Annotated in this window: 14 protein-coding genes; 6 read left to right on the top strand and 8 right to left on the bottom strand. The window is 75.2% G+C overall.

What is annotated here, in order from left to right:
* Positions 1-27: 27 nt before the first annotated feature.
* Genes ACI6QG_RS07680 through cydD form a run of 3 tightly spaced genes read right to left on the bottom strand, consistent with a single transcriptional unit; the run spans position 28 to position 3,731 of the window.
* The gene (locus ACI6QG_RS07680) at positions 28-402 is read right to left on the bottom strand and encodes an OmpA family protein (protein ID WP_407024000.1); all 375 of its coding nucleotides are present in this window, start codon (positions 400-402) and stop codon (positions 28-30) included.
* 52 nt (positions 403-454) lie between these two features.
* On the bottom strand, positions 455-2,086 hold the full coding sequence (gene cydC / locus ACI6QG_RS07675; protein WP_407023999.1) for a thiol reductant ABC exporter subunit CydC: 1,632 nt from the start codon (positions 2,084-2,086) through the stop codon (positions 455-457).
* Positions 2,076-3,731: a thiol reductant ABC exporter subunit CydD gene (cydD, locus tag ACI6QG_RS07670; RefSeq protein WP_407023998.1), complete on the bottom strand. Its 1,656-nt coding sequence runs from the start codon at positions 3,729-3,731 to the stop codon at positions 2,076-2,078. The genes cydC and cydD overlap by 11 nt, the downstream gene beginning before the upstream one ends.
* Before the next feature lie 45 nt (positions 3,732-3,776).
* On the opposite strand from cydD, the gene ACI6QG_RS07665 reads away from it, so the two are divergent.
* The 3 genes from ACI6QG_RS07665 to ACI6QG_RS07655 are packed head-to-tail and all read left to right on the top strand — an operon-like array spanning position 3,777 to position 5,796.
* Positions 3,777-4,685: a polysaccharide deacetylase family protein gene (locus ACI6QG_RS07665; RefSeq protein WP_407023997.1), complete on the top strand. Its 909-nt coding sequence runs from the start codon at positions 3,777-3,779 to the stop codon at positions 4,683-4,685.
* A complete protein-coding gene (locus ACI6QG_RS07660; RefSeq protein WP_407023996.1) occupies positions 4,682-5,212 on the top strand; it encodes a lipocalin family protein in 531 nt (176 codons plus the stop codon). Before ACI6QG_RS07665 ends, ACI6QG_RS07660 begins: the two co-directional genes overlap by 4 nt.
* A complete protein-coding gene (locus ACI6QG_RS07655) occupies positions 5,209-5,796 on the top strand; it encodes an HD domain-containing protein (RefSeq protein ID WP_407023995.1) in 588 nt (195 codons plus the stop codon). The genes ACI6QG_RS07660 and ACI6QG_RS07655 overlap by 4 nt, the downstream gene beginning before the upstream one ends.
* A 68-nt stretch (positions 5,797-5,864) precedes the next feature.
* On the opposite strand, the gene ACI6QG_RS07650 is transcribed toward ACI6QG_RS07655, so the two are convergent.
* The 3 genes from ACI6QG_RS07650 to ACI6QG_RS07640 form a co-directional block, all read right to left on the bottom strand.
* Entirely contained in the window at positions 5,865-6,842 is a 978-nt protein-coding gene (locus ACI6QG_RS07650; RefSeq protein WP_407023994.1) for a Bug family tripartite tricarboxylate transporter substrate binding protein, read from the bottom strand.
* 105 nt (positions 6,843-6,947) lie between these two features.
* Entirely contained in the window at positions 6,948-7,577 is a 630-nt protein-coding gene (locus ACI6QG_RS07645) for a GOLPH3/VPS74 family protein (protein WP_407023993.1), read from the bottom strand.
* On the bottom strand, positions 7,574-9,130 hold the full coding sequence (locus ACI6QG_RS07640) for a gamma-glutamyltransferase (RefSeq protein WP_407023992.1): 1,557 nt from the start codon (positions 9,128-9,130) through the stop codon (positions 7,574-7,576). Before ACI6QG_RS07640 ends, ACI6QG_RS07645 begins: the two co-directional genes overlap by 4 nt.
* Positions 9,131-9,240: 110 nt before the next feature.
* Between ACI6QG_RS07640 and ACI6QG_RS07635 the strand changes: the two genes are divergently transcribed.
* Positions 9,241-11,382: a malate synthase G gene (locus ACI6QG_RS07635; protein ID WP_407023991.1), complete on the top strand. Its 2,142-nt coding sequence runs from the start codon at positions 9,241-9,243 to the stop codon at positions 11,380-11,382.
* 16 nt (positions 11,383-11,398) lie between these two features.
* On the opposite strand, the gene ACI6QG_RS07630 is transcribed toward ACI6QG_RS07635, so the two are convergent.
* Both ACI6QG_RS07630 and ACI6QG_RS07625 read right to left on the bottom strand, forming a co-directional pair.
* The gene (locus ACI6QG_RS07630) at positions 11,399-12,397 is read right to left on the bottom strand and encodes a lipid A deacylase LpxR family protein (protein ID WP_407023990.1); all 999 of its coding nucleotides are present in this window, start codon (positions 12,395-12,397) and stop codon (positions 11,399-11,401) included.
* Between the two features lie 38 nt (positions 12,398-12,435).
* Positions 12,436-12,630, bottom strand: coding sequence for a DUF2842 domain-containing protein (locus ACI6QG_RS07625; RefSeq protein WP_407023989.1), 195 nt, complete (start codon positions 12,628-12,630; stop codon positions 12,436-12,438).
* A 126-nt stretch (positions 12,631-12,756) separates the two neighbouring features.
* On the opposite strand from ACI6QG_RS07625, the gene ACI6QG_RS07620 reads away from it, so the two are divergent.
* Positions 12,757-13,281, top strand: coding sequence for an adenine phosphoribosyltransferase (locus ACI6QG_RS07620; RefSeq protein ID WP_407023988.1), 525 nt, complete (start codon positions 12,757-12,759; stop codon positions 13,279-13,281).
* A 7-nt stretch (positions 13,282-13,288) separates the two neighbouring features.
* The gene (locus ACI6QG_RS07615; RefSeq protein ID WP_407023986.1) at positions 13,289-15,292 is read left to right on the top strand and encodes an ATP-binding protein; all 2,004 of its coding nucleotides are present in this window, start codon (positions 13,289-13,291) and stop codon (positions 15,290-15,292) included.
* Positions 15,293-15,303 lie beyond the last annotated feature (11 nt).

The following is a 15,303-nucleotide window of genomic DNA, read 5'->3' as shown; positions in this document are numbered from 1 at the left end:
GGTGACGAAATGCAACGGCCGCCGCCCTCAGTCGAAATGCACCTCCACGCGGCGGCTCTCCACCGGGGCCAGGTCGAACGGCACCTCGCCGCGGGCGGAAACGGTGATGCGGCCCGGCGCCACCCCGGCCTCGCGCAGCCCGGCGGCCACCGCCTCGGCGCGGGCGCGGGACAGGGCCTGGTTGGCGGCGCTGTCGCCCGCCGGGCCGGTGTAGCCGCGAACGGTGATGCGGCTGTTGGGGAAGCGGCGCGCGCGGCCGGCGGCGCCCGCCACCACCTGCCGCGCCGCCGGGTCCAGCGCGGCGCTTTCCGGGGTGAAGAAGACGGTACGCACCGGCTCGTCGTCCACCGTGGCGCAGGCGGCCAGGACGGCAAGCGGGGCGAGCAGGAAAAGGCGGCGCATGGTTTGGTCCCTCCAGCGGTTCCTGGGGGGAACGGTGCGCGGCAGGGAAGGTTTACCCCAGGCTCTCCACCAGCCGCCCTTCCACCAGGCGGAACACGCGGTCCAGCCGCTCCACCCCCGTCAGCCGGTGCGTCACCAGCAGCAGGGAGCGACCCTCGGCGGCGGTGTCCAGGGTCTGGAGGAAGGCGCGCTCGGTGGCGGCGTCCAGGCCGGCGGTGGGCTCGTCCAGCAGCAGGATGGCGGCGGGCGGCAGCAGGGCGCGCGCCAGGACCAGGCGCCGGCCCTCCCCGCCCGACAGCAGCGCGCCGCCCTCGCCGCAGCGGGTCCGCAGGCCATCCGGCAGGGCTTCGACCTTGCGGGCCAGGCCGGCGCGCGCCAGGGCCCGCCACAGCGCGGCGTCCGGGGCGTCCGGCGCGGCGAGGCGCAGGTTGGCGGCCACCGTGTCGTCGAACACCCGGGCATGCTGGGACAGCACGACCAGCCGCCGGCGCAGCGCCGCCGCGTCCCATTCGCGCAGGTCCAGCCCGCCCAGGGTGATGCGGCCGGCATCGGGGTCGCGCAGGCGTTGCAGCAGCGCCGCCAGCGAGGACTTGCCGGCGCCGGACGGCCCCAGGATGGCCACGCGCTCGCCCGGCGCCAGCGTCAGGTGCACGCCGCGCAGCACCGCCGCGCCAGGCGCCCAGCCGAAATGGACGCCCTCCAGGCGCAGGGTGGCATCGGCCGGCTCCCCCTGCGGCGCGGCGGGGGGCTGCACGGGCGCGGGGGTGTCGGCGGCGTCGAACAGGCGGCGGGCGCCGGCGGCGGCCAGGGCCAGGGCGGCGCCGGCGCGCGGCATCACGCCCAGCGCCTCCGCCGCCGCCACGCCCAGGAACAGCGCCAGCACCGCCAGCGGCGGCGCGCCCCCGGCCAGCCCCCAGCCCAGCGCACCCAGCAGCGCCGCCTGCACCAGCAGCCCGCCCAGCGACCCGGCCAGCGCCGAGCGCGCGGCGAAGCGGCGCTGCGCCCGCATCATGGCGGTGCCGGCTTCCTCAAGCCGGGCGGCGGCACGGCCCTCGCCGCCCGCCGCCAGCACGTCCTCCACCCCGGCCAGGGGGTCGGTGGCGGCGGCGCGCAGGGCGCCGCGCGCCTCGGTGGCGCGGTGCGCCGCGCGGGCGGCGGCGGGGGCCAGCACCAGGGGCAGCGCCAGGGCCAGCGCCAGCGGCAGCGCCACCAGGGCCAGGAGCGCCGGCTCGGCCCCCAGCAGCGCGGCGATGGCCAGCACCACCGCCAGCGCCGCCGCCGCCGGGGCCAGCGCGGCGAGGTAGAGGCGGTCCAGCGCGTCCACGTCGGCGATCAGCCGCCCCAGCAGGTCGCCGGAGCCGCGGTGGCCGATGCCGCCCGGCATGCGCTCCGCCAGCCGGCGGAAGAACCAGACGCGGGTGTCGGCCAGCGCCGCGAAGGCGGCCGCGTGAGTGACGTAGCGCTCGGCCCAGCGCAGGGCGGGGCGCAGCGCCACGAAGGGCCGCACCCAGACCAGCGCCGCCAGCCCGGCCGTGCCCGCCACCCCGGCCGCGACGCCCCGCCCGGCCAGCGCCAGCAGCGCCACCGCCGACAGCGCCGAGAGCACCGCCACCGCCGCGCCGGCCCACAGCGCCGCCCGCCGCGGCCGCCACAGCGCCAGCACCCGCCGCAGGTCAGCCCACATGGGACAGCTCCATCACGCGCGCCGACAGGGCGCGGAAGGCGGGCGAATGGGTGGCGATCACGGCGGTGCGCCCGGCCACCAGGCGGCCGATGGCCTCCACCAGCCCGGCCTCGGTGGCGGGGTCCAGGTGGGCGGTCGGCTCGTCCAGCAGGATCAGGGGGGCGTCGCGCAGGAAGGCGCGGGCCAGCGCCACGCGCTGCGCCTGCCCGCCCGACAGGCCGAAGCCGCCCTCGCCCACCAGGGTGTCCAGGCCCTGCGGAAGCCCGGCGGCGAAGGCGTTGACGCGCGCGGCCTCCGCGGCGCGGTCCAGCTGGGCCGGGGTGGCGTCGGGGCGGGCCAGCAGGATGTTCTCGCGCAGGGTCCCGGCGAACAGGTGCGGGCGCTGGCCGACGAAGGCGATGGCGCGGCGCAGCTCGGCCGGCGCCAGCCGCCCGGCATCCTGGCCGTTGAGGGCGATGCGCCCGCCATCCGGCCGCGCGAAGCCCATCAGCAGCCGCAGGATGGAGGTCTTGCCCGAGCCCGACGGCCCCATCAGCAGCAGCGTCTCGCCTGGGGCGACGGCGAAGGTGACGCGCTGCACCGCCGGGGGGCGGGCGGGGTCCGGCCGCCAGGTCAGGTCGGTCACCGCCAGGGCCACCCGCGGCGGCACGGCGTCCAGCGCCAGGCCGGGGCGGGGCGCCGCTTCCAGCAGGGCGCGCAGCTCCCCGGCGGCGCCGGCGGCGGATTGCGCCTCGTGATAGGCGGCGGAGAAGGCGCGCAGCGGGGCGAAGAAGGCGGGCACCGCCAGGATGCAGAACAGCGCGCCCACCGGCGCCTCGTGCCGCGCGCCCAGCAGCGCGCCGTGCCGCCAGGCGAGGTAGGCCAGGGTGCCGGCAGCCAGGAATTCCAGCGCGGTGGAGGACAGGAAGGCCACGCGCAGCACGCGCAGGGTGCGGGCGCGGAACTCGGCCGCCGCCTCGCCCAGGGCCTTCGCCTCGGCCTCGGCCCGGTTGAACTGCACCAGGGTGGCGAGGCCGCGCAGCCGGTCGAGGAAGCGCGAGCCCAGCTGGTCCAGCGCGGCCATCTGCCGCCGCGCCTCGCGCGCCGCGCCGATGCCGGTCACCGCCATGGCCACGGGCACCAGCAGCCCCATCACCGCCAGCACCAGGGCGGACACCCAGTCGAACCACGCCACCGCCGCCAGCACCAGCAGCGGCGAGAGCACCGCCAGCGTGGCGGAAGGCAGCCAGCGGGCGAAGAAGCCGTCCACCGCCTCCACCCGGTCCACCACCAGGGCGGACTTGGCGCCCAGGCCGCGCCCGTCCAGCGGGCCGGCATCCAGCAGGCGGGCGAAGGCGTCGCGGCGCAGCCGGGCGCGGGCGGCCTCGCCCGCCGCCAGCTGCGCGCGCTCCTGCACGGTGGACAGGGTGGCGCCCAGCAGGGCGAAGGCGGCGGCCAGCGCCAGCTCGGCCCAGCCGCCGCCCTCCGCGAAGCCCAGCAGGGTGGCCAGCACCCGCGCCACCAGCAGCGCGAACAGCAGGGCGCAGCCGGTGCCGGCGAGGCCCAGCAGCACGGGACGGAGCAGGTGCGCCCGCTGGCCGCGCGCCTGCCGCATCAGCCAGGCCCGGGCCGCGCGGCCTTCGGCGGGCGAGTCCATGGGCGCCATGTAACCAGCCTTGCGGGGCGGCGCCATCCCGGCCATGTCCGGCCCATGCAGCTTCCCACGCATGGCCGCTTCCCCTACCGCCCCTGGCGCGGGCGCCCGCAGGAATCCTGGCCCGGCGGGCGCAAGCTGGCCGTCTACCTGGGGGTGAACCTGGAGCACTTCGCCTTCGGCGAGGGGCTGGGGGCGGAACTGGCGCCCGGGGCTGGCAGCGGCGCCGGCCCGCAGCCCGACGTGCTGAACTACGCCTGGCGCGACTACGGCAACCGCGTCGGCGGCTGGCGCCTGCTGGAGCTGCTGGACGAGCTGTCCCTGCCCTGCACCGTGCTGCTGAACACCGCCATGTACGACCACGCGCCGGAGCTGGTGGCGGCCCACCGCGCCCGCGGCGACGAGATGGCCGGGCATGGCCGCACCAACAGCGAGCGCCAATCCACCCTGCCGGAGCCGGAGGAAGCGGCGCTGATCGCCGAGTCCACCGCGCGGATGCGGGCCGAGGAGGGCGTGGCCCCGCGCGGCTGGCTCTCGCCCTGGATCGCCGAGAGCCGGGTGACGCCCGACCTGCTGCAGGAGGCGGGCTACGGCTACAGCCTGAACTGGTGCCACGACGACCAGCCGGTGTGGAAGCGCACGCGGGGCGGGCGGATCCTCAGCATCCCCTACCCGCAGGAGGCCAACGACATCCCGGCCATCATCGCCCGCAAGGACGGCGCGCGCGCCTTCGCCGAGCTGGTGCAGCAGGACTTCCGCGAGCGCCTGCGGCAGGTGCGCGACGGCATCCCGCAGGTGATGGGCATCGCCCTGCACCCCTACATCGTCGGGCAGCCGCACCGCATCCGCGCGCTGCGGCGCACGTTGGCGGAGGTGGCGGCGCGGCGCGAGGAGGTGTGGCTCACCACCGCCGGCGCGGTGTTCGACCACGTGACGACGCAATGGGCGGAGGATTCCATCCCGTGAAGAAGCTGGCCTTCCTGGCGTTCCTGGGCCTGGGCGGCTGCGCGGTGCCGCAGCCCGACGCCACCACCCCGCGCACCGTGGCCGCGGTGGACCTGGCGCGCTACGCCGGCACCTGGCACGAGGTGGCGCGCTTCCCGCAGCGCTTCCAGGACAACAGCCGCCTGCGCTGCGAGGAGGTGACGGCCACCTACACCCCGCGCCCCGACGGCCAGCTGGAGGTGCTGAACGCCTGCGCCAACGCGCTGGCCGAGGGCCGCCCCCGGCGCGAGGCGCGCGGCGTGGCCTATGCCGTCGAGGGCTCGGACAACGCCCGGCTGCGCGTCAGCTTCTTCCGGCCCTTCTACGGCGACTACTGGGTCCTCGGGCTGGATCCGGACTACCGCTGGGCGGTGGTGGGCAGCCCGGACCGGGATTCGCTGTGGGTGCTGTCGCGCGCCAAGCCGATGGCGGAGGCGGACTTCCAGGCCGCGCTGGCGGTGGCGCGGCGCGAGGGGTTCGACCTGTCGCGGCTGCAGCGGACGCCGTGACGGCCCCGGTGGCCGGCGCGCGGCCGGCGGCGTGGTCCAGTCTCGCGGAGGCGGCGTCCCTGGCCTTCCGGCTGCACGGACCGCAGCGGCGCAAGGGCACCGCCATCCCCTACGTCTCGCACCTGATGGCGGTGGCGGCGCTGGTGCTGGAGCATGGCGGCGACGAGGAGCAGGCCGTCGCCGCCCTGCTGCACGACGCCATCGAGGACTGCGGCGCGGAGCACGAGGCGGAGATCGCCGCCCGCTTCGGGCCGCGCGTGGCGGCCATCGTGCGCGCCTGCACCGATGCGGAGGTGCTGCCCAAGCCGCCCTGGCGGGCGCGCAAGGAAGCGTACCTGGCACACCTGGAAGGGGCCGGCGCGGACGCGCTGCTGGTTTCCGCCTGCGACAAGCTGCACAACGCGCGGGCCATCGTGGAGGACCTGCGGGAACTGGGCCCCGGCATGATGGCACGCTTCAACGCGGGGCGCGACGGCACCTTGTGGTACTATCGCGCCCTGGCCGAGGCCTTCGCCCGCCTGCTGCCTGGCAGGCTGTCCGCGGAACTGGGGCGGGCGGTGACGGAGATGGAGGCCCTCGCCTAGATCATGATCAAGCCTTTGCTGAGAGGACGATTCACCGCCTTGATGCTTCCATCAAGGCGGGTCGTGCTCTAGCTGGCGACGATGTTGAAGCGGCGCGCCACGGCGGTCCAGGCCGCGCGGTCCTCCTCGATGACCTTCACGAATTCGGCGCCGACCGGGGGCGGGTTGCGCGGCAGCGTCTGCAGGTCGCTGAAGCGCTCCATCAGCGCCGGCTGCTTCAGGATGTCGGGCACCAGCGCCGCCAGCCGCTCGGTGATGGGCGCCGGCAGCCCCTTGGGCGCCGAGAGGCCCAGCCACTGCGCCGAGGTGAGGCGGCCGTAGCCCAGCTCGGCGAAGGTCGGCAGGTTGGGGAAGGCCGGCAAGCGCTGCGGCGAGGAGACGGCGAGCGCCCGCAGCGTGCCGTCGCGCATCATCGCCACGTTGGTGGTGATGGGGTCGATGAAGCTCTCGATCTGGTTGGCCATCAGGTCCTGCAGCGCGGGGGCGGAGCCGCGGTAGGGCACATGGTCCAGGTTGGCGGCGTTGCTCTCGCCGGCCAGCATGGCGCCCAGCATGTGCGGCGCCGAGCCGATGCCGGAGGAGCCGTAGCGCACCGGCTGGCGGCGCGCCGTCTCGATGTACTGCGCCAACGTCTGGATGGGCGAGGCCGCGCGCACCAGCAGCACGTTCGGCGCCTCGACCAGGTGGGCGATGTGGGTGAAGTCCGCCACCGGGTCGAAGGGCATGGCCGGCAGGGTGGCCGCCGCGAAGACGTGCACCGAGGCATGGGAGACCAGCAGCGTGTAGCCATCGGCCGGCGCCTTGGCGACGAAGTCGGTGCCGATGACGCCGCCGGCGCCCGCCCGGTTCTCCACCAGCACCGTCTGGCCCAGCGCGGAGGACATGAAGGGCGCCATCAGGCGCGACACCGTGTCCACCAGCCCGCCGGGCGGGAACTGCGCGATGAGGCGGATGGACCCGCGCGCCGGCCAGGCGGCCTGCGCGTGGACCGCCGGCGCGGCCAGCAGGCCGGAAGCGGCGAGAAGAAGGGTGCGGCGCTGCATCATCGAGAGGCTCCTGCGCGGGGGCGCGGCACCCTACTGCCCGGATGGTGGGCAGAAAGCCGGCGCAGGCCCCCGATGCCTCACTTCTGTGCAATCACCATGCCATGTTCAGCCGGAAAGTCGGGATACCCGCAAGTCGGCCACCACGTCGCCCAAGGAGCAGCCCAGCGCCTCCAGCCCGGCCAGCCAGCGCAGGCGGTCCTGGCGCTGCTCCAGCAGGGCGGGCGGCAGCAGCACCGGCAGCAGCCCGGCCGCCCGGGCAAGCGCCACCAGCAGCGCCTCGCGCGGGTCGGGGATGTGGGCGCCTTCCAGGGCGCGGCGCAGGCGGGCCAGCGCCTCGGCGGGCTCGGGCCGGTCCTCCGCCTTCACCCAGCGGCGGGAGGGGAACAGCAGCAGCACGCGCCCTTCCTCGCGGCGCAGCAGGCCGCGCGCCTCCAGCCCGGCCAGCACCGCGGCGCGCAGCCGCGGCTCCTCGCGGGCCAGCAGCAACAGGGCGCCGCGGCTGTCCGGCGCCTCCGGCAGCAGGGGCAGCGCCAGGTCCAGCACGGGGTCGCCGGTGGGGGCGTCGGAGACGCGGTGCAGGGCGTGGCGGTCGGTGTCCACCCGGCCGGCCAGGGCCAGCTCCATCATCACCGCCCCGGCCAAGGCCAGCGAGGCGGCCAGGCCCTGCCGGCCCAGCGGCCGCCCGGCCTCGTCCAGGGTGAGGAGGACGGCCTCCTCCGGCAGGGAGAGCGTCATTCCGCCACGGCGGCCGACCAGGGGGACATGACGTCGGTGATGCCCACCCGCGTGCCGCCCTGCTGGAGGATGAGGTTGGGGCAGGCGAAGTTCACCGGCATCACCGCGTGCTCCACCACCTCGACCGGCGCCTCGGCGGCCAGCGCGGCGATCACCGCCTCGCCCAGGCGCGCGTCGGCGGTCACGCCCTCGGGGCCGCTGACGTCCAGGCGCGGCAGGTGGGCGGCGGCCTCCGGGTCCATGCCGAAATCCAGCACGTAGGACAGCATCTGCACCACGGAGGCCATGATGCGCCGCCCGCCGGAGGCGCCGGCCGCCAGCAGCGGCGCGCCATGGGCGTCCAGCGCGATGACCGGGCACATGTTGCACAGCGGGCGCTTGCCGGGCGCGATGGCGTTGGGCGTGCCCGGCTGCGGGTCGAACCACATCACCCCGTTGTTCATCAGCACGCCGGTGCGCGGCAGCACCATGCGCGAGCCCATGGAGGACAGCAGCGTGGTGGTCATCGCCACCATCATGCCGTCGCGGTCGGCCACCGTCAGGTGGGTGGTGCAGGAATCGGCGCCCTGCGGCTCGGCATCGCCCAGGCCCTGCAGGCGCTCGGCGTAGCCCTCGCGCAGGGCGCGGGCCAGGTGGGCGTACCAGGCGGCGTCGGGCGCGCCGCTGAACGGCGCTTCCTCCAGCTTCGCCAGCACGGCGCGCAGGGTGGGCGCGGCGGTCAGGCCATTGGCCAGCATCAGGCGGCGGCAGCGATACGGCGCCTCCATCGCCGGCAGGAAGCGCGCCTGGCAGTCGCGCAGGTCCTCCGCGGCGACGAAGCCCTCCATCTCCCGCATGTCGGCGGCCAGCTCGCGGGCGATGTCGCCCTCGAAGAAGTCGCGCAGGCCGGCGCGCGCCAGGCGCTCCAGCGTGTCGGGCAGGCGGCCCAGGCGGAAGAAGCCCGGCTTGCCCTGGTAGGGCGGCACCGGCGGCAGCCCGTTCGGCAGGTAGATGCGCGCCGATTCGTCGTAGAGGCGCAGCACGGCGGCGCTGTTGGCCACCTTCAGCGTGGTGAACCAGTCCTGCGGCAGGCCGCGCCTCGCTAGGGCGATGGCGGGCGCCAGCACGTCGGCGATGGGCAGCTTGCCGAAGCGCTCGTGCAGCAGGGCGTAGCCCGCCACGGCGGAGGGGATCAGCGCCGATTTCGGCCCGTGGATGTTGGCGTCGCCCGCCACCTCCGGCCAGGCGAACAGGTCCTGCTTCATGCGGCCGGTCAGCGGATAGGCCGCCGGGTCCAGGCCGCGCGGCGCCCGCGGGCCGAAATCCAGCGTCTCGCACGCTCCGCCCGGCGCCATCACCTGCGCGAAGCCGATGCCGCCCAGGCCGCTGTTCCAGGGCTCCACCGCCGCCAGGGCGAAGGCCGCGGCCACCGCGGCGTCCGCCGCCGTGCCGCCGGCACGCAGCATGGCCGCCCCGGCCTCGGCCGCATCCCGGGCCTGGGAGGCGACGATGCCCTTCTCGCCGCGCGCGGCGGGCTTGCGGAGCTGCCAGTGCTGGGTGGCGTATTGGTCCATGCCGGGGCGTCCTTCGTGATTCGCCGCATGGTCGGGCCGCGCTGCGCCCTTCCGCAAGTGGGCCGGAGGCCCTAGATGGCCCCCAAGCTGAACGACTGGGAGAGTCCGGCATGAGCCTGCACGTTGCGCCCGAGCTGAAGCGCTTCATCGAGGAGGAGGCCCTGCCGGGCACGGGCGTCGAGGCCGCGCGCCTCTGGTCCGGGCTGGAGGCCCTGCTGCGCGAGCTGGCGCCCCGCAACGCCGCCCTGCTGGCCAAGCGCGACCGCCTGCAGGCCCAGATCGACGAGTGGCACCACGCCAACCCGGCCCGCCCGGTGGACGTCGCCGCCTATGGGGAGTTCCTGCGCGAGATCGGCTACCTGCTGCCCGAGCCGGCGGACTTCCAGGTGAGCACCGCCAACACCGACCCGGAGTTCGGCCAGGTGGCGGGCCCGCAGCTGGTGGTGCCGGTGTCCAACGCCCGCTACGCGCTGAATGCCGCCAATGCCCGCTGGGGCAGCCTGTACGACGCGCTGTACGGCAGCGACGCCATCCCCGAGGCCGACGGCGCCGAGAAGGGCCAGGGCTACAACCCCGCCCGCGGCGCGCGCGTCATCGGCTATGCGCGGCGGGTGCTGGACCAGGCCGCCCCGCTGGCCGGCGCCGGCCACGCCGAGGCGCTGAAGTATGCGGTGAAGGACGGCGCGCTGTCCGTCTCTCTGCAGGGCGGCGGCGCGGTGGGGCTGAAGGACCCGGCGCGCTTCGTGGGCTTCCGCGGCGAGGCGGCCTCCCCCACCTCGCTGCTGTTCCGCAACAACGGGCTGCACCTGGAGCTGGTGCTGGACCGCGAACACCCCATCGGCAAGGGCGACGCCGCCGGCGTGGCCGACCTGGTGCTGGAAAGCGCGCTGTCCACCATCCAAGATTGCGAGGACAGCGTCGCGGCGGTGGACGCCGAGGACAAGGTGCTGGTCTACCGCAACTGGCTGGGGCTGATGCGCGGCGACCTGTCGGCCGACTTCCCCAAGGGTGGCAGGACCGTGACGCGGCGCCTGAACGAGGACCGCTCCTGGACCACGCCGGACGGCGCGGGCACGCTGACGCTGCCCGGGCGCTCCGTCATGCTGGTGCGCAACGTCGGCCACCACATGCTGACCGACGTGGTGACGCTGGACGGCCACGAGGTGCCGGAAACCATGCTGGACTGCGTGTTCACCAGCCTGATTGCGCTGCACGACGTGAACGGCCGGCGCATGAACTCGCGCGCCGGCTCGGTCTACATCGTCAAGCCCAAGCTGCACGGGCCGGAGGAGGTGGCGCTGGCCAACGAGCTGTTCGCCCGTACCGAGGACCTGCTGGGACTGCCGCGCGACACGCTCAAGATGGGCATCATGGACGAGGAGCGGCGCACCACCGTCAACCTCAAGGCCTGCATCAAGGAAGCGGCCAGCCGCGTCGCCTTCATCAACACCGGCTTCCTGGACCGCACGGGGGACGAGATCCACACCTCCATGGAAGCGGGCGCCATGATCCGCAAGAACGACATGAAGGGCACCGCCTGGATCAAGGCCTATGAGGACTGGAACGTGGACATCGGCCTGATGTGCGGGCTGCGCGGCCGCGCGCAGATCGGCAAGGGCATGTGGGCGATGCCCGACGCCATGGCCGCGATGCTGGAGCAGAAGGTGGCCCACCCCAGGGCCGGCGCCAACACCGCCTGGGTCCCCTCGCCCACCGGCGCCACGCTGCACGCCCTGCACTACCACCAGGTGGACGTGAAGGCGCGGCAGGAGGAGATCGCCCAGGGCGGCCGCCGCGCCCGGCTGGAGGACCTGCTGACCGTGCCGGTCGCCACCGCCACCAACTGGGCGCCCGAGGCCATCCAGCAGGAGCTGGACAACAACGCCCAGGGCATCCTGGGCTACGTGGTGCGCTGGGTGGACCAGGGGGTCGGCTGCTCCAAGGTGCCCGACATCAACGACGTCGGCCTGATGGAGGACCGCGCGACGCTGCGCATCTCCGCCCAGCACATCGCCAACTGGCTGCGCCACGGCATCGTCAGCGAGGAGCAGGTGATGGCGACGATGCAGCGCATGGCCGCGAAGGTGGACGCGCAGAATGCCGGCGACGCCGCCTATGTCCCGATGGCGCCGGGCTTCGACGGCGTGGCCTTCCGCGCCGCCTGCGCCCTGGTGCTGGAGGGCACGACGCAGCCCAACGGCTACACCGAGTTCCTGCTGACGCGCTTCCGCCGCGAAGCCAAGGCGGCCTGAGCCGCCGCGGCGGGATTCAGAAGCGGAAGCTCAGGTTCACCGAGCCGAAGCTCTGCATCCCGCCGCGCTGGCCGTAGAATTCCTCCGTGCGCCACACCTGGGTGTAGGAGACGCGCACGCCCCGCCACGTCATCGCCGCGCCGGCAGTCAGGTCCATCACCACGGGGCGGGCGTCCACCCCGCGGTTGGCGCCGCGCCCGGCCAGCGTCAGGTCATGCGCCACGCCGCGCGCCTCGCCGCCGCCGAACACGTACCAGCCCAGCGCGTCGTAGGGGCGGTCGGCCGGCGGCTGGAAGAAGGCCGAGCCGGCCAGCGAGGGGCGGATGCGCGGCGGGCCGAAATCGCCCTCCAGCCCCTGGCCCAGGCGCAGGATGCCGCCGGCCGCGGCGTGGATGTTCAGGTTGCCCGCCACCAGGGTGACGTTGGGCACCGCCTCGGTCTCCAGCCCGCCCAGCCGGCCCAGCGGCGTGCGCCAGCGCCGGTCCAGCGCCAGGTTGACCACCGGCGTGTTGGGGATCTGCGACGACCAGCCCTGCGCCTTGCGGACGCCGATCAGCGCGTGCCAGTTGTTCTGCACCTGCTCGCCCCCCGCCGCCGGGCCGAGGATGCCGGCCTGGAACTCCACGGTGGACAGGCTGGAGGCGGTGACGCGGTGCAGCGACAGCGAGCCCAGCAGCAGCCCGGCATAGGGCCGGTCGCGCGGGTCCGGCACGGCGGCGCGGATGTCCTGCGGGGTGAAGATGGCGTGGTTCAGCGAGGCGCCCCAGCGCAGCACGCCCGGCCCCTGCAAGGCGTCAAGCTGCCGGTCCAGCCAGGCCAGCGGCGCCGGCAGCCCGGCCGAGGAGGAGCCGAGCGCCAGCAGCAGCCCGTTGGAGTAGTAGCGGTCGGTCCCGCCGCCGAAGACATCGTTCTCCACCCCCAACGACAGGGTGGCGCGCGTGTCGGGGCGCGGCGGCGCCGGCTGGGCGAGCGCGGGCGCGGCGAGGAGGCAGAGGACGGGCAGCAGGGTGCGCATGACGGGGGGAAGCGGGCGCGGCCGGCGCCGGTTGCGTCTCACGCCCGCTTTCCCGCGGCCCAGAACATCAGCCACTTGGCCGGCCACACCCAGGCGATGCCGGCCAGCGCGTAGAACGCGAACTGCAGGGCCCAGTGGCGGTGCACCACCCAGTCGCCCAGCACCATCACCCCCGCGACATAGAGCAGGAAGCCGAGGACGCCGGACAGGGAAGCGAGGAGGACGCGCGACATGCCGGGCAGATGGCGCGTCCCGCCGGGCTTGCCAAGCCGCATCCTTGCTGGACGCGCGCGGTCTTCGGGGCCTAAGCTGCCCCGGCGCCCATGGCGCGCCATCCCCGACAGCGCATCCAGGACATCGTGACCGAAGACGAGCTCAAGTCGCACATCCGCGGCATTCCGGATTTTCCCAAGCCGGGCATCCTGTTCTACGACATCTCCACCCTGCTGCGGAACGGCCCGGCCTGGAAGCAGGCCAGCGCCCAGCTGGCCGCCCGCGTCGCCGTGCACAAGCCCGACCTGCTGGCGGGCATCGAGAGCCGGGGCTTCCTGCTGGCGGCGCCGCTGGCGCTGGAGCTGGGCCTGGGCTTCGTGATGCTGCGCAAGCGCGGCAAGCTGCCCGGCCGGACGGTGGGCCTGGACTACGCCCTGGAATACGGCACCGACCGCATCGAGATGCAGGAGGACGCAGTGGCGCCCGGCCAGCGCGTGGTGGTGCTGGACGACCTGCTGGCCACCGGCGGCACCATGAAGGCCGGGGTGGAGCTGCTGCGCCGGGCCGGCGCCGTGGTGCCGGCAGCTGCGGTGATGATCGAGCTGTCCTTCCTGGAGGGCCGCCGCCGCCTGGACCTGCCCGTCGAGGCGCTGATGGCCTACGGCAGCTGAGCCGGTGATGGTCGCCGCCCCCCTGCCGCGCATCCGCACCGACGGGGGCGGCAACGCCCTGCTGGATGGCGGCGAGGGCGCGGTGGCGGCCGCGGGGCTGGACGGCATCCTGGCGCTGGCGGTGGCCGCCGCGCCCACCGGCATCGTGGTGGCCGACCCCTCGCTGCCCGACTGCCCGCTGGTGTTCGTGAACCCGGCCTTCGCCCGCATCACCGGCTACGCGCCGGAAGACGCGCTGGGCCGCAACTGCCGCTTCCTGCAAGGCCCGAGCACGGAGCGCGAGGCGGTGCGCGCCCTACGCCGCGCCACCGCGCAGGCCGAGGCGGTGACGGTGGAGCTGACCAACCACCGCAAGGACGGCAAGCGCTTCGTCAACGAGTTGCGCATGGCGCCGGTGAAGGACGCGCGCGGCCGCGTCGTCGCCTTCGTGGGCATCCAGCACGACGTCACCGCCCGCAAGCGCGCCGAGAAGGAAGCTGCCCGCGCCCGCAAGGCCGCCGAGAAAGCCAGCCAGGAGAAGAGCGACTTCCTGGCCTTCGTCTCGCACGAGGTGCGCACGCCGCTGCACGGGGTGATGGGCACGCTGTCGCTGCTGCTGGACACGCCGCTGGACGCCGAGCAGCGCGCCTACGCCGAGACGGCGCGGCGCTGCGGCACCACCCTGCTGCGCACGGTGAACGAGCTGCTGGACCTCAGCCGCATCGAGGCCGGCAAGCTGGTGCTGGACCCCCAGCCCTTCCCCCTGGCCGAGGTGGTGGGCGAGATCCTGGACCTGCTGGCCCCCGCGGCGGCCGAGAAGGGGCTGGAGCTCAGCGCCAGCCTGGACCACCAGCTGCCCGCCCGGATGGTGGGCGACGCCAACCGCCTCCGCCAGGTGCTGATGAACCTGGCCGACAACGCGGTGAAGTTCACCCATCGCGGCACGGTGGAGGTGCGCATCGCCGCCCTGCCCGACGGCCATGTGGGCTTCGCGGTGACGGACACCGGCATCGGCATCCCGCCGCGGCTGCGCGCCTCGCTGTTCACCCGCTTCGCCCAGGCCGAGCCGGTGGGCGAGCAGTCGGGCTCCGGCCTGGGGCTCGCCATCTGCAAGCGGCTGGTGTCGCTGATGGGCGGGCAGATCGCGGTGGACAGCACGCCCGGACAGGGCTCCACCTTCTTCTTCGACCTGCCCCTGCCCGCGGTGCCCGAGAGTGGCACCCCGCCCACCCGTCTGGCGCCGGCGCCGGAGGCCCCGCCCCTGCCCGCCGCCCATGGCCGCATCCTGCTGGCGGAGGACGGCAAGGCCAATGGCCTGGTCGCCGCCGCCATCCTGCGCAAGGCCGGCTACACGGTGGAGCTGGCGCGCGACGGCAGCGAGGCGCTGGCCGCCGCGGAATCCGCCGATTTCGACCTGGTGTTGATGGACCTGCGCATGCCGGTGCTGGACGGCTACGCCGCCACCCGCGCCATCCGCGCCCTGAAGGGGGCGCGGGCCCGCGTGCCCATCATCGCCATGACCGCCAGCGTCATGCCCGGCGACGAGGAGCGCTGCCTCCAGGCCGGCATGGACGGCCACCTGGCCAAGCCGCTGGACCGCGCCTCGCTGCTGTCGGCGGTGCAGAAGGCGCTGGACCGCCGCCCGCGCCGCCCCCGCGCCGCCGCCCCCGCCGCCGAGCCCGGCGCCACTGCCCCCCTGCTGGACCGCGAGACGCTGGAGGAGCTGCGCGCCGCCGTGGGCCCCGGCCGCCTGCCCCGCCTGCTGGCCGTCTTCGCCGAGGAGACGCGCGGCCGGGTGCGCCGCATGCAGGGGATGGAGGACGTGAAGGCGCTGGAGGACGAGGCGCATGCGCTGAAGGCCGCCGCCGCCACCTTCGGCGCCGCGGCGCTGCGCGACGCCGCCCAGGCGCTGGAAACCGCCAGCCGCGCCGCCCCGCGCGACGAGCTGGCGCGCCGCGTGCGGTCCCTGCCCGAGCTGGTGGAGCGCACGGTCGCCGTGCTGCCCAAGGCCCGCGCCCGCGAGCGCGAGTAGCGGAAGCGCGC

This window comes from Sabulicella flocculans, assembly GCF_045449635.1.
In the GTDB taxonomy this organism is placed as follows: Bacteria; Pseudomonadota; Alphaproteobacteria; order Acetobacterales; family Acetobacteraceae; genus Roseococcus.
This window is presented reverse-complemented; position numbering and strand designations above follow the sequence as displayed.